The following is a 19,086-nucleotide window of genomic DNA, read 5'->3' on the forward strand; positions in this document are numbered from 1 at the left end:
GTTTTTTATTACATTTAACTCATACACTATACTTTTTTAATCAGCTATTTTTTTAACTTCACAGCGGTTAGCAATAATCTCCCGATCTGACATAAATGCGTATCGGCATTGAGATTTAAAATATTGAATCACAGAATCATCAAGAGGTCGTTGTGCTCCAACACGTAATTCCTCCATAGAAAAATTACTAACCTCTTCATCTTTCTCTTTATTTTTCAATACCTTACGTTCAGATATTCTAAACTTAGGCTTGTCTTGCTGTTTTTTTACTCCGTTTAATTTTTCTTTATTATTAGGAATAGGATTACTTGCATAACTAATACTATTCATCGTAAGAAAAAGAGAAATAACAAAAAAGCTAAAAGCGTTTTTCATAGCAAACCCATAAATAAAATGTAGCATAATCATAAAATTACGTAACATTCTATTACATTTAGCGCATGGTTACAAATTCTTCAGATCCTGTCGGGTGAATAGCCACTGTGTTGTCAAAATCAGCTTTCGTCGCGCCCATTTTAATTGCAACAGCAAAACCTTGAATCATTTCATCAACACCAAAACCAATACCATGTAACCCAACCACTTTTTCCTCTTCCCCAACACAAACTAATTTCATTCGGCAAGGTTGACGATGTTGTGTAACCGCAGTATACATTGCAGTAAATGAAGATTTATACACTTTCACATTTTCTGCCCCATATTGCTCAATCGCTTTTGGCTCACTTAAACCAACAGTACCTATTGGTGGGTGGCTAAAAACGACTGTCGGTACTAAGCTATAATCCAAATGTTCATTTGGTTTATTATTGAACAACCGTTCCGATAGTCTGCGACCAGCTGCAACTGCAACAGGAGTTAATTCAATACCACCTTCAATAATATCACCAACAGCATAGATATTTGGCACATTAGTATTTTGGAATTTATCCACTTTGATAAAACCACGCTCGTTGGTTTCAACACCAGCAGCCTCTAAATTAATCTTATCTGTCGCTGGCTCACGACCAATAGCCCACACCAAGCTTTCAACAGAGGTTTCACGACCATCTTGCAATTTTAATGTCAATGAACCATCTGCATTTTTAACTACTTCTTGAGGAGTCGCTTGTGTATGTAATTCGATCCCATCTTGAGCTAATACTTCAAGCAATGTATCCACTATTAATGGGTCTTGATTACGCATTGGAGCATGTTGACGAACAAAAAGATGGGTATTTACTCCTAAGCTATTAAATACTCCAGCTAATTCAACTGCAATATACCCTGCCCCCACAATTGCTACGGACTTCGGTAAAGCATCTAGTGCAAATACACCATCAGAAGTAATACCGTATTCAGCCCCTTTCACATTAGGTACACTTGGACGACCGCCTGTCGCAATCAAAATATGTTCAGCCGTGACTTCCTCGCTTGAACCATCAGCGTAGCTCACTATCAGCGTTTTTGCATCTTTAAAACGAGCAAAACCATGTAAAACATCAACATTATTTTTTGCCAGCACATTACCATATGAAGTGTGAATGCGCCCAATATAGGCCTGGCGACTCTCAACTAATTTGGCATAATCAAAATTATTTACCGTAATATCAAAACCATAATCGGGGGCGTAATGGTTAATCGCTTCTGCAACTTGTGCTCCATAGAACATCACTTTTTTGGGTACACATCCCACATTCACACAAGTGCCACCTAAATGTTTTGCTTCAATAATGGCACATTTTTGCCCATAGCTTGCTGCTCGATTAATTGAAGCAATACCACCACTACCACCGCCGATAGCAATATAATCATAATGTTTAGCCATAAGCTATTCCTCGATCTATAAAAATAAAAGCAACTTATTCGTAAGCGCTTTATCAGATTAAATTTGCATAGAAGACTAATGTTTCATATGCCCTGAATTCAACATTTTATCAATATACGCCATCGCTAATGCTGAAACAATAAAGGCTAAGTGAATAACTACTTGCCACATCATTTGCTTTTCATCAAGATTTGAAGCATTGATAAATGTTTGTAATAAATGAATAGAAGAAATACTGATAATTGCCATTGAAAGTTTTACTTTCAAAATAGTCGCATTAACGTGATCTAACCATTCTGGCTGATCAGGGTGATCATCTACTTTTAATCTAGAGACAAAAGTTTCATATCCTCCAACAATAACCATAACCAAAAGATTTGCAATCATCACCACATCTATTAAATTTAATACCGCTAACATAACAGTATTTGAATCCATTTCATTTAAATTGATAACTAGATGATACAATGATTTAATAAACTTATACGCATATATCCCCTGTACAACAATCAACCCTAAATAAATAGGTAATTGTAACCAACGACTTGCGAAAATAATTTTACCTAAAATATTTGCCCTAGTATTTAATTCCGAATGCATATATCTCCTATAAATAGCAATACAAAAATAAATTACAACGCTCAAATTTTAACAATTTTTTGCCAAAAAATTAAGATATTTAACCACTTGCACCTTATATTTTAAAACCTTGTCCATCGTTCCAAGAAACCGTATATTCTAGAGGTAAACGGCAACTTGGTAACGCTGGGTTTACTGCTTTACCGATAGCTAGTAGCATAACAGGCAAATAACGTTCTGCATCTATATTCAATAATTTTAATACAGCAGGGCGATCAAACACGCCTATCGCATGAGTATCATAGCCTTTATCTTTGGCAATTAGCATTAATTGCATTGCCACCAAACTAGTATCAATTAATACCTGATCTCTAATTTCTGCTTGAGTTGCTTGGTTATGAAGGTTTAGTAAAAAATCAAATTTACGTTCACGAAACTCTGCATGCAAACACCCAGTTTCTACCGATTGATCAACAATTGTTCCTAATAATTTTTCATATTGCAAATCTGCCAATATCGCCATAATAACAGATGCTGTTTCACAAGGTGGGCCATTAAAGGCAACATTTTTTGATAATGCTGCTTTAAGAATTTCATCATCAATAATGACAAAACGCCAAGGTTGCAGATTTGCTTTTGAGGGAGCAAGCTGGGATAAAGCGACCATTTCTTCTAATTCAGTTCTACTAATCTTAATTGTTGAATCAAAAGCTTTGATAGTTTTACGCTGTTCAATCGTATGTTTCAATTCCATCTCTTTTCTCCTATCTTTCCAACGATTGAGATAGTCTATAATTTAAAGATTAGGAATGTAATAATTGAAAAGAGTTATTCTGCATATTTATTGAAATAGGTCAAAATTATCAAATAATCATATTAGAGCAGGAATAAAGATTTAGCTTGCCCAAGCATGCACACTAAGGTGCTTTCCAAAATGACTTTCAATTAAGCGTTTTGTAATTTGATGTTGCGGATTCAGTAAAACCTCTTTCGTCAAGCCATACTCTACTACTTCGCCACTTTGCATCACCATGATTTTATCGGCAATATGTTTAATCAGACCTAAATTTTGCCCCACATAAATATAAGCAATCCCTTGTCGCTGCTGGACACTTAACATTAAATTAATTAATTGTGTTTTGACTGAAAAATCCAGTGAATTAATCGTATCGTCCGCAATAATAATTTCCGGTTCTAAAATTAAAGCACGAGCAAACGCAATACGCTGCTTTTGTCCACTGGAAGCCTCTGAAATAGGAATGAGCGCTTGCTCAGGATACATTCCTACCAATTTTAGCGTATTAAAAATACGCTCATTTCTTTCCTCTTCATTTAAATCTGTCGCCAAGCGGAGCGGAGCATCTAAAATTTGTCCTATATTATAATTAGGATCAAAGGCATCGTTAGGGTCCTGAAACATCATACGAATATGCTTAGCCCGGTATTTATAATCGCCAAATGAAAGCGGTGTTCCTCTAAAAATCAGTTCCCCAGATGTTGGCTCAACCATACCAGCAACCATTTTAGCCAAGGTAGATTTCCCAGCTCCGTTTTCACCAATAATCGCTAAAGTTTCCTTGCGATTTAGGGTAAAAGAAACTTCTTTTACCGCATAAAAATCTTGTTTATGAAACAGGCTACTACGTTCAACAAAACGCTTATTCAGATGATTAACTTCAAGTAATGCCATAATAAATTGGTGCTTGGAAATAAAGTGATAGTTTACCGCAAAAAATAAATAAAAAAAGACCGCTTATACAAGCGGTCTGATTTATGGAATTTTTTGCAAATTATAAAACGTTCACACAGTTTAAGTCTTCGAAAGATTGCTCTAAGCGTTTAGACATAGACTCTTCCATTTTACGTAACCAAACACGTGGATCGTAGTATTTTTTGTTTGGTGCATCAGGACCTGTCGGGTTACCTAATTGACCTTGTAAATATGCTTCGTTTGCTTTGTAGAATTGAAGAATACCGTCCCACGCAGCCCATTGGGTGTCAGTGTCAATGTTCATTTTGATTGCACCGTAGCTGATTGCTTCACGAATCTCTTCACGTGAAGAACCAGAACCGCCGTGGAAAACGAAGTCTAATGATTTTGCCGGTAAACCACGCTCTTTAGATACATACTCTTGTGAAGCACCTAAGATTGATGGTTTTAATTTTACATTACCCGGCTTGTAAACACCGTGTACGTTACCAAATGCCGCCGCAATCGTGAAACGTGGGCTGATTGGGCTTAATTGGTCGTAAACATATAAAACTTCAGAAGGTTGAGTGTAAAGTTTAGATTCATCTACATCAGAATTATCTACGCCATCTTCTTCACCACCGGTTACGCCGATTTCGATTTCAAGGGTCATACCGATTTTGTCCATACGGGCTAAATATTCACGGCAGATTTCCATATTTTCTTCGATTGGCTCTTCAGATAAATCGATCATATGTGAAGAGAATAATGGGCGACCGGTTTCTGCGAAATGTTTTTCGCCTGCTTCAAGTAAGCCATCGATCCAAGGTAATAAGTTTTTCGCAGCGTGGTCGGTGTGAAGAATCACAGGCACACCATATTCTTCTGCTAATTGATGAACGTGTTTTGCACCCGCAATCGCCCCTAATACATCTGCACGAGCGCCTGAAGCCGGCTTAATGCCTTTACCCGCATAGAACTGCGCACCACCATTTGAGAATTGCACGATTACCGGTGATTTTACACGAGCGGCTGTTTCTAATACGGCATTAACTGAATCTGAACCCACGCAGTTTACTGCCGGAATAGCGAAGTTGTGTTCTTTAGCATAAGCGAAAACTTTTTGTACGTCGTCGCCTGTTACTACACCCGGTTTTACGATGTTTAATAATGACATTTTTTGCTTCCTTTGTATGAAATGTGCAAAAGCACTTTGTTAAAATATACGGCCAAATCTTGCAAAATTTTCACAAAATTTGACCGTTTGTAACTGTTAGCCGTTAGCTCGTTTTTCTAAGATTTCCACTGCCGGTAATACTTTACCTTCCACGAATTCTAAGAACGCACCGCCACCGGTTGAAATGTAAGAAATTTTGTCTTTGATACCGAATAAATCAATCGCAGCTAAGGTATCGCCACCACCGGCAATTGAGAATGCACCGTTTGCCGTTGCTTCTGCAATCGCATTTGAAATCACTTCAGTTCCTTTACGGAAGTTAGGGAACTCAAACACACCGACCGGACCATTCCAAAGGATGGTTTTTGAATTACGGATAATTTCAGCTAATTGCTCTGCCGATTTTTCACCAATATCGAAAATTGATTCATCAGCTTGTACTTCACTTACCGCTTTTTCCGTTGCCGGTGCAGTTTCAGAGAACTCAGTACCTACACGCACATCAACCGGAACAGGAATATTGGTTACTTGTGCTAAACGTTTTGCTTCAGGGATTAAATCTTCTTCGTATAATGATTTGCCCACAGCGTGACCTTCTGCGGCAATAAAGGTATTGGCAATACCACCGCCCACGATTAATTGGTCGGCAATTTTAGAAAGCGAATCAAGCACCGTTAATTTAGTGGATACTTTTGAACCACCTACAATGGCTAACATTGGGCGTTGTGGCTCTTTTAATGCTTTGCCTAATGCGTCTAATTCAGCGGCTAATAACGGACCTGCACACGCAACAGGGGCATATTCTGCCACACCGTAAGTTGAGCCTTCCGCACGGTGAGCCGTACCGAATGCGTCCATTACAAACACATCACAAAGTGCTGCATATTTTTTCGCTAATTCAGGATCGTTTTTCTTCTCACCTTTGTTAATACGCACGTTTTCAAGCACCACGATTTCATTCTCGTTTACTTCAACGCCGTCTAAGTAATCACGTACCAAGCGTACCGGAACACCTAGATCTGATGCATTTAAGTAATCAACCACAGGTTGTAAAGAGTTTTCCTCTTCAAATACGCCTTCTGTCGGACGACCTAAATGCGAAGTCACCATTACCTTAGCCCCTTTTTGTAAAGCTAATTTTAAGGTTGGAATGGTCGCAACGATACGGGCATCTGATGTTACTTTGCCATCTTTTACCGGTACGTTAAGGTCAGCACGAATAAATAAACGTTTACCCGCTAAATCAAGGTCAGTCATTTTAATAACAGACATAGTTTGTTCCTCTTTAGATTAAAATTTAAAAGTGATAACGGTCGGATTATATCAGTTTCTAATCATTTTGGGCTAACCTAGATCAAATAAATGATTAATTTTTTATCATTTTAGAATGCTATTATCCTGACTGTTCTTATTTACCCCCAATACGCTTGGTTAATTAAGCAAAAATTGCAAATTCCCGGCAAAATTTAACCGCTTGTCACTAAAAATAAAGCTGTTTGAAAATCCATTCAAACAGCTTATAGAATTTAGAGTGAATTGAAGAAAATCACCAAGATAATCACCGGAATCACAAAGCGAACATAGTTAAACCAAATAGTGGTAAACATTTTACCCGCACCTAATTCCTCCTTAGCCTCTTCTTTTAGAACAAAGCCAACGAAAATCGCGCTACCTAAGGCGGTTAAAATAAACAGAATATTGCCACTAATATAATCGAAAGCATCAAAAATACTCTTGCCCATAACCTGCACCTCTTGCAATATATTGTCACTTAATGCTGATGGAATATTTCCCAACAGAAAAATGGTAGCCAAAGTAATAAAAATAGCTTTCTGACGACTGATCTTTGCCTTCTCTTGCAATGCAGTGATAATAACTTCATAAATAGTTAACGAGGTTGTTAATGCCGCTACCACTAATAAACTGAAGAAAATAATTGCAAAAATCGTGCCACCCCACATATTCGAGAACACAATCGGCAAACTTTGGAATACTAAAGTCGGACCTGAATTTGGAGCAACGCCAAAGCTAAATAATGACGGAAAAATCATAAAACCGGCAAGTACCGCAATTAAGGTGTTCATCACCCCAGTAATTGTTGCTGTTTTTACTAAATTCTCGCTCTTATCAAGGTAGCTTGAAAGGGTTATCAACACACCAAAACCAAGGCTTAATGCAAAAAATACTTGACCCAGCACAAACACAAACAATTTTGGTGTGATTTTTGAAAAATCGGGCATCAGATAAAAGGCAATGCCTTCAGCAGCCCCCGGTAAGGTAATATTTCGAACCACCATCACAATCAGGAAAATAAACAGGATTGGCATCAAATATTTCACTGAACGCTCAATACCGTCCACAATGCCTTTTACCAAAATAAAATAATTCACCAATACAAAAAGTGCCGTATAAGCAATAATTGTCATTGGGCTATTAAAAATACTTTGTTGGAAGAATTGTTGGGTCGTGCCAACGGTAACAGGTTGAGATAGATCTAGTGTCCCCGTGAGTAAGCTACCGATATAATTTAATACCCAACCACCAAGTACCATATAGTAGGCAAGAATACCAAATGCTCCAAGCAAGCCCATATAGCCAAGAATTTTCCAACCTGAGGCAATTTTTTTACCATTAGCAAAACCGGCAAAAGCATCAATAGCATTCACTCTCATTCGGCGACCAATTACATTCTCCACTAATATCATAGGGATACCAATTACGATCATCGCAATACAAAATAAAAACACATAAGCACCGCCTCCGTGTTCCCCCACAAGATAAGGGAAACGCCAAGTTGCACCAAAACCGACTGTTGCACCAGCAACGGTCATAATATACGCCAATCGGTTAGACCAAGATTGGCGTTCTTGTTGTTGATTTGCCATTTAATACTCCATCGGCTAACAATACCGCTTCAACCAACAAGCGGTCAGATTTTTAGAAAATATTACAAATTAAATGAAGAGTGCGAATAACTCGCCAACTTTAACCCTTGAGCCCACCTTCTGCCCTATTGAACGCTGTACCTGAATTTGGGTAATATCGGCAGATTGATAAATCCTACGGGTAAAATCAGTATCGTGATTTGAAATTAATACGGGAACGCCTAATCCTTTCATTTCTAAAGCCAGTGTTGCCAAACGCCCTTGTTGCTCTAGGCTAAAACCACCGCCAGCATATTGCGTAAAATTCGTTTCTTGTGCTAAAGGAGCGTAAGGTGGGTCGCAGTAAATCACATAATCCGTTAATTGATTTTTTGCCAACTCAAAGACCTGTTCAAAATCCGCACACACAAAAGTTGCCTTTTGTGCTTTTTCAGCAAAAAAACGTAGTTCTTTTTCTGGAAAATAATGGGTTTTATAACGCCCAAAGGGAACATTGTACCCTTTTTTCTGGTTATAACGGCAAAGTCCGTTATAGCCAAATCGATTTAAATACAAAAAAATCACCGAGCGACGAAAAATATCTTTTGAGCGATTAAACTCCGCACGGCGTGCTTTATAAAAGGCTTCTGTATTCGCTTGTGGGTGAAGAAACAGAGACTTTGTTTGCGCAATATATTGCTCAACATCCGCTTTCACTACGTTGAAAAGATTAATCAAGTCAGGATTAATATCAGCAAGAATATAACGTTCAAAATCTGTATTCAGAAAGACCGAACCTGCACCAACAAAAGGCTCGACTAAACAAGCCTTTTTTGGCAAATGGGTTTGAATATCTGGAATTAAGCGATATTTACCGCCGGCCCATTTTAAAAAGGCTCGATGCTTAGGGTGATTCATTTCATTTTAAACATTAACGTTGGGTAAAACGCTCAATAGAGGCTAATACTTGAGATTCTGTGGCTTGCGATGAAACATAAGCTTCACCAAGTGATTTCAATAAAATTAGGCGTAATTGACCTGCCAGTACTTTTTTATCTCGCCACATATAAGGTAGATATTCTAAAGGCTCCATTCCATCAGGTGAAATTGTTGGCAAATTTGCTCGGGCCAATAATTTTTCCAAACGAGCAACCTCTTGAGGGCTTAAATCCCCCAGAATACGAGATAATTCCGCAGCCTCTAGCATACCAACCGAAACAGCCTCTCCGTGTAACCATACACCATAGCCCATACGTGCTTCAATGGCGTGTCCAAAGGTATGTCCTAAGTTTAGTAATGCACGATCCCCTTTTTCCGTTTCATCTCGACCAACCACGTCAGCTTTTAGCTGGCAACAACGCTGAATACAATATTCCAGCTCATCTTGCTTGAGACTGACCAAATCATCAATATGCTTTTCAAGCCATTCAAAAAAAGTAACATCAAAGATTGCACCGTATTTGATGACTTCCGCCAAACCAGCACTGACTTCTCTTTTGGATAAGGTATGGAGCGTATTGGTATCAACAATCACAGAAACAGGCTGATAAAAAGCCCCAATCATATTTTTACCGAGTGGGTGGTTTACTGCCGTTTTCCCGCCTACTGAAGAATCAACTTGAGCCAGTAAAGTGGTCGGAATTTGTATAAAACGAATACCACGTTGGTAAGAGGCAGCTGCATAGCCTGCAACATCACCGATTACACCACCGCCTAAAGCAATTAAAGTGGTATCGCGATTATGATTTTTTTCTAATAATGCGGTAAAAATCAAATTTAATGATTCTAGCGTTTTATATTCTTCACCGTCGGGAATCAATACCGAATCAACGTGGCAACCCAGCTCCTTTAACGCATTTGTTACCACACTAAGATAATGTGTCGCCACCGTTGGATTTGAGACAATCATCACCTTATCTCCAGATTTTAATGGGCTATAACTAGCAGGCTGATTTAATAACCCTGCACCAATTATAATCGGGTAACGACGCTCTTTTAATTCCACATTGACTTGTAACATATCTTAGCTCCTTTCTTACCTGGCTACTGTAAATTATCAATCATATCAATAATTTGATTTGCCACTACTTTAGCGCTCTGCTCGTCCGTATGAATAGTAATATCTGCAATTTCTTCATACAATGGGTTACGGATTTTCGCTAACTCTTCCAACGTTTTACGGGGGTCTTCTGTTTGCAATAAAGGGCGTTTTTTATCTCGCTGAGTACGTTCAAACTGTTTATCCACTGTTGTTTCTAAATAAATAACGATACCACGAGCCGATAACACATTACGGTTATCTTTAGATAAAATCGAACCACCGCCAGTTGAAAGCACGATACCATAATTTTGCGTCAGTTCATTTAGAATACGTTCTTCACGCTTACGGAAACCCTCTTCACCTTCAACATCGAAGATCCAATCAATATCCGCACCTGCTCGTTCTTCGATCACACTGTCGGAATCCATAAATTCCATACCTAATGTTTGAGCAAGCTGACGACCAATCGTACTTTTACCTGCTCCCATCGGCCCAATCAAAAAAATATTACGTTTTTCAGCCATTATTTCTTCTTCATTTTAAAATTTACTAAACATTTGATCTGTGAAATTAAAAGAAAAAATGACCGCTTGTTCTACAAGCGGTCTGATTTCTTTAAAAAATTGCAATAAAACTCATTTATTGACTAAGGAATATACAAATATAACTCACAAATCGCCCAAAATAAAATTGGCACTTATTATCGCAAGAAATCCCCCTATTTTTCAACTTTTAAGAGCATTATCCTTGTAATAAATTATTAGAATAATTCACCGCTTTTTAGCACCCCTGGTGGAGGTAATCCTAAACGTAACGGCGCAGATTCTGTTTTTTGAGGCGCTTTTTCAGTATAAGCTCTCTCTACAATATAACGTTTTGTAGGCTCAGTACCCTTGATAAAATACTCTTTACGTCCATTTCCCAAGAAACCACTATTAGGGTCAATATTAACCTCAATAATATTTTTTGGAAGGATACTTTTTTCAACAGGCTTATCTGACAATGCAACTTTCATATAATTTGTCCAAGCGGGTAAAGCTGTACTAGAACCTGAAGCACCTCTACCTAATACTCTTTTATTATCATCAAAGCCAACATACACAACAGTAGAAATATTAGCACCAAATCCCGCATACCAAGTTGCCTTAGCATTATTGGTTGTACCAGTCTTCCCCCCCACATCTGCTCGTTTTATCGTATTGAGCATTTTATAGCTTGTTCCTCGCCAGCCATATTCAGGCTCACCAGTAATTGCTGTAGCTAAAGCACTACGCATTAAAAAAGCGAGTTCATCACTAATAACATGAGGAGCGTAACGTAACCCTTTGATATGATGAGAAGATTCTGCCATTAAGCTCGGCGCATTTTTCTCGCTATTGTTCGCTTGTAATTCAGGTTCTGAATCACCAACATCTTCCACAACATCGTCGTCATCATTATTCGAGGAATTCACTATAGTTTGTACACCGACTTGAGCTTCATCATGAATTTTGACTGATTCAAAATATTTAGGCTCAGGGTAAACAACTGGGCTATCGCAACTATTACAAGCTACTACAGGATTTGCTTGGTATAACTCGTAGCCTTGGGCATCAATAATACGGTCAATGATATATGGTTCAATCAAATAACCTCCATTATTAAATACTGCATAAGCTCGAGCCATTTCTAATGGCGTAAAAGATGCTGCCCCCAATGCAAGAGATTCTGTTGCAACATACTGATTTCGGTTAAAGCCAAAACGTTGTAAGTAGTCTGCAACATAATCAATCCCTGCCATTTGTAATATACGAATAGCCACCATATTTTTCGATTTACCTAATGCAACACGGGTTCTCAACGGGCCGCCATAAACCCCATCGGCATTTTTAGGCCGCCACTCTTTTTGCCCTTTCTTTTTAATAACAATAGGAGAATCGCTAATTGTTGTTGAAAGACTTAGCCCTTTATTCATTGCCGCTGTGTAAATAAACGGTTTAATCGCAGAGCCTACCTGAACTAATGACTGAGTCGCACGATTGAAACGGCTTTGTTCAAAGCTAAAGCCTCCAACGATAGATTCAATGGCACCGTTTTCACTATTAATTGACACTAGGGCTGAATTTACCTCGGGAATTTGCCCTAAAGCCCACTCCTTATTTTTATTTTGACGTACCCAAATTTGTTCACCTGCTTTTAACCCTTTAGGTGCAAAAGAAGCATTTGTACGTTTTAAAACAGAGATATCACCATTTGCCAATAAAATTGTATATTTTGATTTATCTGCTTGCATTACAACAGCTGGTGTAAACGGCTCTGATTTTGGCAGCTTACTTAAATGATCGATAATTTTCTCATCGTCCCAAGCAGAACTACCTGTCCATAATTTTTCAGCGCCTCGCCAACCATGACGGCGGTCATAATCAATCAAATTTTCACGTAACGCATCTTGTGCTGCTTTTTGGTCTGCTGAAAGTACCGTGGCGTACACTTTTAAGCCTTTGTTATAAGCAATATTTTCTCCATAGCGTTTCACAATTTCTTGACGAACCATTTCTGTCACATAATCCGCTCGAAATTCTAATGTCGCACCATAGTAGTTAGCTACTACTGGCTCTGCTTTAGCTTTCTCATATTCCTCTTTTGTAATATCTCCGGTTTCTAGCATTCTCCCAAGCACTACATTACGACGGTCTTCCGCCCGTTTTACTGAATAAAGTGGGTTCATCGTTGAAGGCGCTTTTGGAAGCCCTGCAATAATTGCTATTTCAGAAAGGGTTAAATCTTTCAAAGCTTTATTAAAATAAGTTTTAGCCGCAGCGGCAACACCGTGAGAACGATACCCTAGGTAAATTTTGTTTAAATACAGCTCCAGAATTTCATTTTTACTGAGAACCTGTTCAATTTCTAAAGCTAAAATTGCCTCTTTGGCCTTACGCTCTAAACTACGTTCAGGTGTTAAGAAAAAGTTTTTCGCCAGCTGCTGGGTGATTGTACTTGCACCTTGAGTATCCCCCTGGCTAGTGCGCCATATTGCACGCATAATACCTTTAGGATCGATCCCTTTATGCTCGTAAAAACGCGCATCTTCGGTAGCAAGAATCGCTTTTACTAACATCGGTGGAATATCATCAAGCTTGACCGGAATACGGCGTTCTTCTCCTACTTCACCAATTAATTTACCATCTAAGGTAAAAATCTGCATAGGCTGCTGTAACTCTACATTTTTCAGCGTTGCCACATCAGGCAAATCAGATTTGAAATGCATGTACAGTAAACCACCAATTACCCCACCTAAAATCAAGAGTGAAAGTAAAGCACTAAATATTATTTTTGCGATCCGCATCGAAAAAATCTCTTTTGGTTAATGACGAAACATAAATTTAAAGCCAATATTAGGTTACTAAGTATAAGCTAAAAAAGCTTACTTCGCATAACTAATTGCAAAACTTTACTTACTATACTTATTATGAAATTACTTAAACCACATTCAAAAATACCGTCAAACCGTATCATCTTAGGCTTAAGTGAAGATGAACAACGTTACTGCTTAGTCAAAAATAAAGCAGAAAAATTCACCGTTTTTTGGCAAGCCAAGCCTGCGAGCATCGAAGAGCTTATCGGTAATCTCACCCCACAAGAGCAAGCAATGATGACGCTGGTTCGCCCGATTCATTACCAATACATTTGGCGAAAAACCGTTTTTATGGCTAACACTCTCAATGAAGCTCAATTACACCGTAAGGTAATTCACATTTTAAAAAATGAGCAGCCACTTGCATTGGATTTACTCAATATTGACTATCAGCGATTTCCAAGCAGCAACTATAATCTGGATAAAGTGGTTATTTACGCCGTGCGAAAAAGTTATACCGAGAATTTGAGCCAATTTAACAGCATCTTAGATTGTGAGCTTCATTGCTATGCACGGGCGATAGTTCATTTAACACAATCCCAAAATAATCAGCCAGTGCCCTGTTTTTCATTTAAACAGAAGTACTTCCAATTTACCGAGACGGAATTACTGATATTGCAAACAGAGCCTGAAAATTGCATTCATCTGTCTCAAATTAACCATCTTGAAATCGAATCTGAGCAAGACAAACAGTTATATTGTCTCGCCTTAGGAGCAAGTTTATGGAATGGCAAGGTATTGATTTAAGTGCTAATCGAAAAAATAACTGGCTTGCCGGCAGTGATAAAGGCATCAAAAACGTGATTTATACACTTTTATTATCTGCCCTCATTAGCTTGGCTCTGATTTTTCTCTATTTGCAAAAAAATCAAGAAATTCAACCGCTTGCACAGCAATTAGAGCTGGTAAAAACCGATATATTAAATATTGAAAATAAAATTATCAGCTTGAATAGTAATCATACAAACACCTTGCCCTTTACCGAGCATAAAAAAATAACACAACTACTGGCAATAATAGATAACTTACCACTCAAAAATGGGGGAATTGAAGCGATACAAATTTATCTTGAAACCGATCTCTATTTAAAAATAATCGGTAATTTAGATAATCAATCTGATTTTCAAAGTCTAGAATCTTATTTATATCAGCAAGATTTATTTGAAACCAAAACCGAGCAAATTAATGTTAATCATAAAAATGAAATTCAATTTATTTTCACACTGAAACATAAAGGTAATTAATATGTTTTCTATACATTCTAAAATTGAAGCTGCATATTCCAATCCAAACAGTTCATTATTTCAGTTTATTTGGTTTATCCGAAAATATCCTAAAGTATTACCATTTGGCATTATGATGATATTCATCATTCCACCTATGATTATGTTGATAAAATCCCATATTGAGGTTAATCATATTTTAAAAAATATAGAAAATGACAAGATTAACTTTAATCATCAACAAAACAAATATGACTCAATTATCAATAAAGCTAAAAATCAGAACAGACAAGAGAATAATTTAACCGAAATAAACAGCAACATACAAATATTAGCTGAAAAACACCAACTAACCATTGAAAGTTTACAATGGAATTTAGAACAAGGTAAAAGTATTGAATTGAGTATTATCGGCAATAGCCGATCTTTATTTGATTTTATCCATTCAGTTAAGCAAATACCTTATTTGAAATACAATGCGATTAGCCTCATCAAATCTCGGCAAGACAGAAAAGTTGAAATGAATACTACCTTAGTCATATTAGCTAATAAGGAATAACAATGCATAATTGGTTTTTATTTATTACTTTATTTATCAGTTTTTCTGTAAAAGCAAATGATCCTTTCTTTGGAGAAAAACAGGAAACTCAAGCCTCAGGCAATATAGGTGAAAGTAGTGTGGAATTTACAAAAAATGCTGAAAACACCACCGCTTGTAAAGTACCTGATAACTTTTCTGCAAAAAATATAGCAACTGATTTTGACAAAATGACACTGATAGGATTAGTTAAAATCAATGAAGTAATGCGAGCATTATTTATTGATGAAAAACAACAATTAATTGAGCTAAAAGAAAATAACTTACTTAACAATGAAATTGAAATAAAACATATTAGTCTTAAATCCATTACTTATATTAACTGGAAATTAACTAAAGATTGTAATATCCCTTATGAAATTAACATCAAATTATAGAGGTTGATATGTGGCAAATTTTTATATATTTCTTATGCGGTTTTTCATTAGCCTATGCGAATACCATTTCCATAGCTTTAAAAAATGCTCCAACTTCGCTTATTTTTACTTATTTAGCGGAAGAAACCGGTAAAAATATGGTGCTTGATGATAATATTGAAACCAAATCAACACTACGATTAGAAAATAAATCGGTTGACGAGATTTTTAAAACGCTTGGCAAAGTCAATAAATTATCCTTAACACAAGAAGATGATATTGTTTATATTCACAAAAAAGAGGAAAAAGCGGCTGACTTAACGCCTCTGCCAATAATGAATTTGCAAAATAATGGGCAAAATACACCGCTTGTCACCGCCCCTAAATTAATCACAAAAACCTTGAAACTACATTATGCAAAGGCTTCAGAGGTGATTGAGTCGTTAACCAAAGGCAGCGGGACATTTTTATCAGAAAACGGTTATATTCACTTTGATGAAAGAAGCAATAGCCTGATTGTGAAAGACAGTGCAAAATCGCTTAAAAATATCGAACATTTGGTGAAACAGCTCGACCAACCCACCGAGCAAATTGCGCTTGAGGCTAGAATTGTCACTATCAGTAGCGAGCATTTGCAAGAGCTTGGCGTTCGCTGGGGAATTTTTTCTCGTGAGGCTGGGCACTATAAATTTGGCGGACAGCTGGAAGGCAATGGACTCAACGATGTCACCAATAACTTAAATGTAAATTTTCCGGTTACTGGTGGAGCATCTGCCGTATTACAGGTTGCGTCCATTAATAGCAGAGTGCTTGATTTAGAATTAAGTGCATTAGAACAAGAAAATAGTGTGGAAATTATTGCCAGCCCACGCCTGTTAACCACCAATAAAAAGCCGGCAAGTATCAAGCAAGGCACGGAAATTCCTTATGTGATGTACAACACCAAATCGGAAGCCACCGATGTCGAATTTAAAGAAGCGGTATTAGGGCTTGAAGTCGTTCCACACCTTTCAACCCAAAATCAAATTCTACTCGATCTGATCGTTACCCAAAATTCGCCAAATTCCCAATCCGGCAGTAGTGGCTTAATTACGATTGATAAACAAGAGCTAAATACGCAAGTATTTGCCAAACACGGCGAAACCATTGTACTTGGTGGTATTTTTCAACATTTAACCCAAAAAGGCGAAGATAAAGTGCCGATTTTAGGCTCAATTCCCTTCATCAAGCGGTTATTTAGTCAAACTCGAGATAAAATCAGCAAAAGAGAGCTAGTCATTTTTGTGACGCCTTATATCCTTCAATCTAATGAAAAGAGCAGCAACCGCAAAAAATCAAAATAGCACATCATAAACGCAAGCAAAAATAGGGGAAGTGTGATAGAATCAGCCGTCATTTTTTGAGTTAAAGATTTAGAGGTTTTATGAAAATTTCCCCACGTCGCCGTGCAAGAGAATGTGCGGTGCAAGCCATTTATTCTTGGTATATTTCCCAAAACACGGTTGAAGAAGTGGAATTGGCGTTTGTGACAGATCAAGATATGAAAGGCGTTGATATGCCTTATTTCCGTAAACTTTTCCGTGGCGTTGTGGATAATGTAGAAGCCATTGATGAAGCATTACGCCCTTATTTAGATCGTAAAGAGTCAGATGTTGATCCTATTGAACGTTCTATTTTGCGTTTATCAACTTACGAATTAAAATTTGAACACGATGTGCCTTTCCGTGTAGTCATCAATGAAGGGATTGAAGTCGCTAAAGTGTTCGGCTCTGATGACAGCCACAAATACATTAACGGCATTTTAGATAAATTAGCCCCAGCATTAGGCAGAAAATAATAAGATTCCCCAATTTATACATAAATTGGGGATTTTGATCATAACGCTCAAGGAGATTTTTTATGGGTGAATTTGATATTATCGAACGCTATTTTAATGCTTCTCAACGCCCACCTCGCAAAGATGTATTACTTTCTATCGGCGATGACTGTGCGCTCACCTCACTCAAACCAAATCAGCAACTTGCGATCACAACCGATACCCTTGTCTGCGGAACCCACTTTCTCCCGACTATTTCACCAGCCGATCTCGCTTATAAAAGTGTAGCGACCAATTTAAGCGATCTTGCCGCAATGGGCGCAGAACCTGCGTGGATCTCTTTAGCCTTAACGTTACCTGAAATTAATCACGATTGGCTAGCGGAATTTAGTGAACATTTCTTTGAGATTCTTGATCACTATAATGTTGATTTGATTGGAGGGGATACCACTTGTGGGCCACTATCTTTGACAATCACAGCTCAAGGCATTGTGCCACAAGATAGAGGCTTATTCCGCCATAATGCCAAAGTGGGTGATTGGATCTATGTTTCCGGCACACTCGGTGACAGTGCAGGTGGTTTGCAACTTCTGCTAAATCGGCAAAGCGAGCAAGTGAATTGGAATAAAGAGCAAAGCTACCTGATTCAACGCCATTTACGCCCAACACCTCGAGTTTTACTTGGCTTGACTATCGCCTCTATTGCTAATGCAGCGATTGATATTTCAGATGGTCTATTGTCTGATTTAAGCCATATTTTAAAGCGCAGTGACTGTGGTGCAGTATTAAACCTTGAGAATTTCCCCTTGTCTGACGCCTTACTCAGCTGTTATTCTCGAACAGAGGCAGAATATTTTGCCTTAAACGGTGGCGAAGATTACGAACTCTGCTTTACCGTGCCAAATGATAACAAAGCCAAATTAGACAAAGCATTAGCCAATATCGGAGTAACTTATACCTGTATTGGGCAAATTCGTTCGGCTAAAGAAGGTTTAACCCTATTACGTCATAATCAGCCTGTCACCTTGCCCTCACAACGAGGCTACGATCATTTTAAAAAATAACACAATGAAACCAATTAATCTTAAAAACCCGATTCATTTTTTTGCCTTTGGCTTTGGTTCAGGCTTATTAAAGCCTGCTCCCGGCACTTGGGGTAGCCTCGCCGGGCTAATTGTGGCAATAGCCTTGTGGTCTATTACACAATCTCCTCTGTTCTTCGGCTTGCTTACTCTCATTTCTTTCATTGCAGGTTGTATTATTTGCACCAAAGCCAGCCAAGCTCTAGAAGTTCACGATGACGGGCGAATTGTTTGGGACGAAATCGTCGCCATCTTTTTGATGTTTACCTGTTTGCCTGAATATAATCTGTTAGGCTACCTGCTTGCATTTATCAGTTTCCGCATTTTTGATATTATCAAGCCTTTCCCGATCCGCTATTTTGATGAAAAATTAGAAAGCGGTTTAGGCATTATGTTTGATGATATTCTCGCAGCCATTTTTGCCCTGATTTCACTTCATTTTTTGTATTATGTTATTTAGAA

20 protein-coding genes are annotated in these 19,086 nt (G+C 37.9%); 8 read left to right on the forward strand and 12 right to left on the reverse strand.

Annotated features, from left to right (window positions below):
• Positions 1 to 36: 36 nt before the first annotated feature.
• From EL242_RS10510 to EL242_RS10570, 12 genes are all read right to left on the reverse strand, one after another.
• Positions 37 to 423, reverse strand: coding sequence for a hypothetical protein (locus tag EL242_RS10510; RefSeq protein ID WP_126302545.1), 387 nt, complete (start codon positions 421 to 423; stop codon positions 37 to 39).
• A gap of 10 nt (positions 424 to 433) precedes the next feature.
• Complete coding sequence (gorA, locus tag EL242_RS10515) at positions 434 to 1,804, reverse strand: glutathione-disulfide reductase (protein ID WP_126302546.1); 1,371 nt, start codon at positions 1,802 to 1,804, stop codon at positions 434 to 436.
• 75 nt (positions 1,805 to 1,879) lie between these two features.
• The gene (locus EL242_RS10520) at positions 1,880 to 2,404 is read right to left on the reverse strand and encodes a TIGR00645 family protein (protein WP_006247922.1); all 525 of its coding nucleotides are present in this window, start codon (positions 2,402 to 2,404) and stop codon (positions 1,880 to 1,882) included.
• Positions 2,405 to 2,498: 94 nt separating this feature from the next.
• Entirely contained in the window at positions 2,499 to 3,137 is a 639-nt protein-coding gene (locus EL242_RS10525) for a nitroreductase family protein (protein ID WP_126302547.1), read from the reverse strand.
• A gap of 141 nt (positions 3,138 to 3,278) precedes the next feature.
• A complete protein-coding gene (locus tag EL242_RS10530) occupies positions 3,279 to 4,073 on the reverse strand; it encodes an ATP-binding cassette domain-containing protein (protein WP_126302548.1) in 795 nt (264 codons plus the stop codon).
• A 100-nt stretch (positions 4,074 to 4,173) separates the two neighbouring features.
• Entirely contained in the window at positions 4,174 to 5,250 is a 1,077-nt protein-coding gene (gene fbaA, locus EL242_RS10535; protein ID WP_006247925.1) for a class II fructose-bisphosphate aldolase, read from the reverse strand.
• Positions 5,251 to 5,346: 96 nt separating this feature from the next.
• The gene (locus tag EL242_RS10540) at positions 5,347 to 6,522 is read right to left on the reverse strand and encodes a phosphoglycerate kinase (RefSeq protein ID WP_126302549.1); all 1,176 of its coding nucleotides are present in this window, start codon (positions 6,520 to 6,522) and stop codon (positions 5,347 to 5,349) included.
• A gap of 254 nt (positions 6,523 to 6,776) precedes the next feature.
• Positions 6,777 to 8,135: a sodium-dependent transporter gene (locus tag EL242_RS10545; RefSeq protein ID WP_126302550.1), complete on the reverse strand. Its 1,359-nt coding sequence runs from the start codon at positions 8,133 to 8,135 to the stop codon at positions 6,777 to 6,779.
• A 69-nt stretch (positions 8,136 to 8,204) separates the two neighbouring features.
• Positions 8,205 to 9,032 carry a Dam family site-specific DNA-(adenine-N6)-methyltransferase gene (locus EL242_RS10550; protein WP_126302551.1) on the reverse strand — a complete coding sequence of 276 codons (828 nt, stop codon included), beginning with the start codon at positions 9,030 to 9,032 and terminating at the stop codon, positions 8,205 to 8,207.
• 13 nt (positions 9,033 to 9,045) lie between these two features.
• Positions 9,046 to 10,134 (reverse strand): 3-dehydroquinate synthase, encoded by a 1,089-nt coding sequence (gene aroB / locus EL242_RS10555; protein WP_126302552.1) that lies wholly within the window; start codon positions 10,132 to 10,134, stop codon positions 9,046 to 9,048.
• A gap of 23 nt (positions 10,135 to 10,157) precedes the next feature.
• On the reverse strand, positions 10,158 to 10,679 hold the full coding sequence (aroK, locus tag EL242_RS10560) for a shikimate kinase AroK (RefSeq protein ID WP_006247930.1): 522 nt from the start codon (positions 10,677 to 10,679) through the stop codon (positions 10,158 to 10,160).
• A gap of 236 nt (positions 10,680 to 10,915) precedes the next feature.
• Positions 10,916 to 13,480: a penicillin-binding protein 1A gene (locus tag EL242_RS10570; RefSeq protein WP_126302553.1), complete on the reverse strand. Its 2,565-nt coding sequence runs from the start codon at positions 13,478 to 13,480 to the stop codon at positions 10,916 to 10,918.
• Between the two features lie 123 nt (positions 13,481 to 13,603).
• On the opposite strand from EL242_RS10570, the gene EL242_RS10575 reads away from it, so the two are divergent.
• The 8 genes from EL242_RS10575 (at position 13,604) to EL242_RS10610 (ending at position 19,084) form a co-directional block, all read left to right on the forward strand.
• Positions 13,604 to 14,296, forward strand: coding sequence for a competence protein ComA (locus EL242_RS10575; protein WP_126302554.1), 693 nt, complete (start codon positions 13,604 to 13,606; stop codon positions 14,294 to 14,296).
• Positions 14,272 to 14,793, forward strand: coding sequence for a hypothetical protein (locus tag EL242_RS10580; RefSeq protein WP_126302555.1), 522 nt, complete (start codon positions 14,272 to 14,274; stop codon positions 14,791 to 14,793). Before EL242_RS10575 ends, EL242_RS10580 begins: the two co-directional genes overlap by 25 nt.
• Position 14,794: 1 nt before the next feature.
• Positions 14,795 to 15,331 carry a hypothetical protein gene (locus tag EL242_RS10585; RefSeq protein ID WP_126302556.1) on the forward strand — a complete coding sequence of 179 codons (537 nt, stop codon included), beginning with the start codon at positions 14,795 to 14,797 and terminating at the stop codon, positions 15,329 to 15,331.
• 2 nt (positions 15,332 to 15,333) lie between these two features.
• Positions 15,334 to 15,747, forward strand: coding sequence for a hypothetical protein (locus tag EL242_RS10590; RefSeq protein ID WP_126302557.1), 414 nt, complete (start codon positions 15,334 to 15,336; stop codon positions 15,745 to 15,747).
• Positions 15,748 to 15,755: 8 nt separating this feature from the next.
• Positions 15,756 to 17,069 carry a type IV pilus secretin PilQ gene (gene pilQ, locus EL242_RS10595; protein WP_126302558.1) on the forward strand — a complete coding sequence of 438 codons (1,314 nt, stop codon included), beginning with the start codon at positions 15,756 to 15,758 and terminating at the stop codon, positions 17,067 to 17,069.
• An 80-nt stretch (positions 17,070 to 17,149) separates the two neighbouring features.
• Positions 17,150 to 17,563, forward strand: coding sequence for a transcription antitermination factor NusB (gene nusB, locus EL242_RS10600; RefSeq protein WP_006247938.1), 414 nt, complete (start codon positions 17,150 to 17,152; stop codon positions 17,561 to 17,563).
• Between the two features lie 62 nt (positions 17,564 to 17,625).
• Positions 17,626 to 18,606: a thiamine-phosphate kinase gene (thiL, locus tag EL242_RS10605; protein WP_126302559.1), complete on the forward strand. Its 981-nt coding sequence runs from the start codon at positions 17,626 to 17,628 to the stop codon at positions 18,604 to 18,606.
• A gap of 4 nt (positions 18,607 to 18,610) precedes the next feature.
• Positions 18,611 to 19,084 (forward strand): phosphatidylglycerophosphatase A, encoded by a 474-nt coding sequence (locus tag EL242_RS10610; protein WP_126302560.1) that lies wholly within the window; start codon positions 18,611 to 18,613, stop codon positions 19,082 to 19,084.
• Positions 19,085 to 19,086: the final 2 nt, after the last annotated feature.

This window comes from Mannheimia haemolytica, from assembly GCA_900638155.1.
Classification (GTDB): Bacteria; Pseudomonadota; Gammaproteobacteria; order Enterobacterales; family Pasteurellaceae; genus Mannheimia; species Mannheimia glucosida.

What these genes read in the sequence shown, in the direction of transcription:
- aroK (WP_006247930.1), bottom strand. Translation starts at nt 10,679, where the DNA reads ATGGCTGAAAAACGTAATATTTTTTTGATTGGGCCGATGGGAGCAGGT.
- EL242_RS10590 (WP_126302557.1), top strand. Translation starts at nt 15,334, where the DNA reads ATGCATAATTGGTTTTTATTTATTACTTTATTTATCAGTTTTTCTGTA.
- EL242_RS10510 (WP_126302545.1), bottom strand. Translation starts at nt 423, where the DNA reads ATGTTACGTAATTTTATGATTATGCTACATTTTATTTATGGGTTTGCT.
- gorA (WP_126302546.1), bottom strand. Translation starts at nt 1,804, where the DNA reads ATGGCTAAACATTATGATTATATTGCTATCGGCGGTGGTAGTGGTGGT.
- EL242_RS10610 (WP_126302560.1), top strand. Translation starts at nt 18,611, where the DNA reads ATGAAACCAATTAATCTTAAAAACCCGATTCATTTTTTTGCCTTTGGC.
- EL242_RS10580 (WP_126302555.1), top strand. Translation starts at nt 14,272, where the DNA reads ATGGAATGGCAAGGTATTGATTTAAGTGCTAATCGAAAAAATAACTGG.
- nusB (WP_006247938.1), top strand. Translation starts at nt 17,150, where the DNA reads ATGAAAATTTCCCCACGTCGCCGTGCAAGAGAATGTGCGGTGCAAGCC.
- aroB (WP_126302552.1), bottom strand. Translation starts at nt 10,134, where the DNA reads ATGTTACAAGTCAATGTGGAATTAAAAGAGCGTCGTTACCCGATTATA.
- thiL (WP_126302559.1), top strand. Translation starts at nt 17,626, where the DNA reads ATGGGTGAATTTGATATTATCGAACGCTATTTTAATGCTTCTCAACGC.
- pilQ (WP_126302558.1), top strand. Translation starts at nt 15,756, where the DNA reads ATGTGGCAAATTTTTATATATTTCTTATGCGGTTTTTCATTAGCCTAT.
- EL242_RS10585 (WP_126302556.1), top strand. Translation starts at nt 14,795, where the DNA reads ATGTTTTCTATACATTCTAAAATTGAAGCTGCATATTCCAATCCAAAC.
- EL242_RS10540 (WP_126302549.1), bottom strand. Translation starts at nt 6,522, where the DNA reads ATGTCTGTTATTAAAATGACTGACCTTGATTTAGCGGGTAAACGTTTA.
- EL242_RS10520 (WP_006247922.1), bottom strand. Translation starts at nt 2,404, where the DNA reads ATGCATTCGGAATTAAATACTAGGGCAAATATTTTAGGTAAAATTATT.
- EL242_RS10525 (WP_126302547.1), bottom strand. Translation starts at nt 3,137, where the DNA reads ATGGAATTGAAACATACGATTGAACAGCGTAAAACTATCAAAGCTTTT.
- EL242_RS10550 (WP_126302551.1), bottom strand. Translation starts at nt 9,032, where the DNA reads ATGAATCACCCTAAGCATCGAGCCTTTTTAAAATGGGCCGGCGGTAAA.
- EL242_RS10530 (WP_126302548.1), bottom strand. Translation starts at nt 4,073, where the DNA reads ATGGCATTACTTGAAGTTAATCATCTGAATAAGCGTTTTGTTGAACGT.
- fbaA (WP_006247925.1), bottom strand. Translation starts at nt 5,250, where the DNA reads ATGTCATTATTAAACATCGTAAAACCGGGTGTAGTAACAGGCGACGAC.
- EL242_RS10570 (WP_126302553.1), bottom strand. Translation starts at nt 13,480, where the DNA reads ATGCGGATCGCAAAAATAATATTTAGTGCTTTACTTTCACTCTTGATT.
- EL242_RS10575 (WP_126302554.1), top strand. Translation starts at nt 13,604, where the DNA reads ATGAAATTACTTAAACCACATTCAAAAATACCGTCAAACCGTATCATC.
- EL242_RS10545 (WP_126302550.1), bottom strand. Translation starts at nt 8,135, where the DNA reads ATGGCAAATCAACAACAAGAACGCCAATCTTGGTCTAACCGATTGGCG.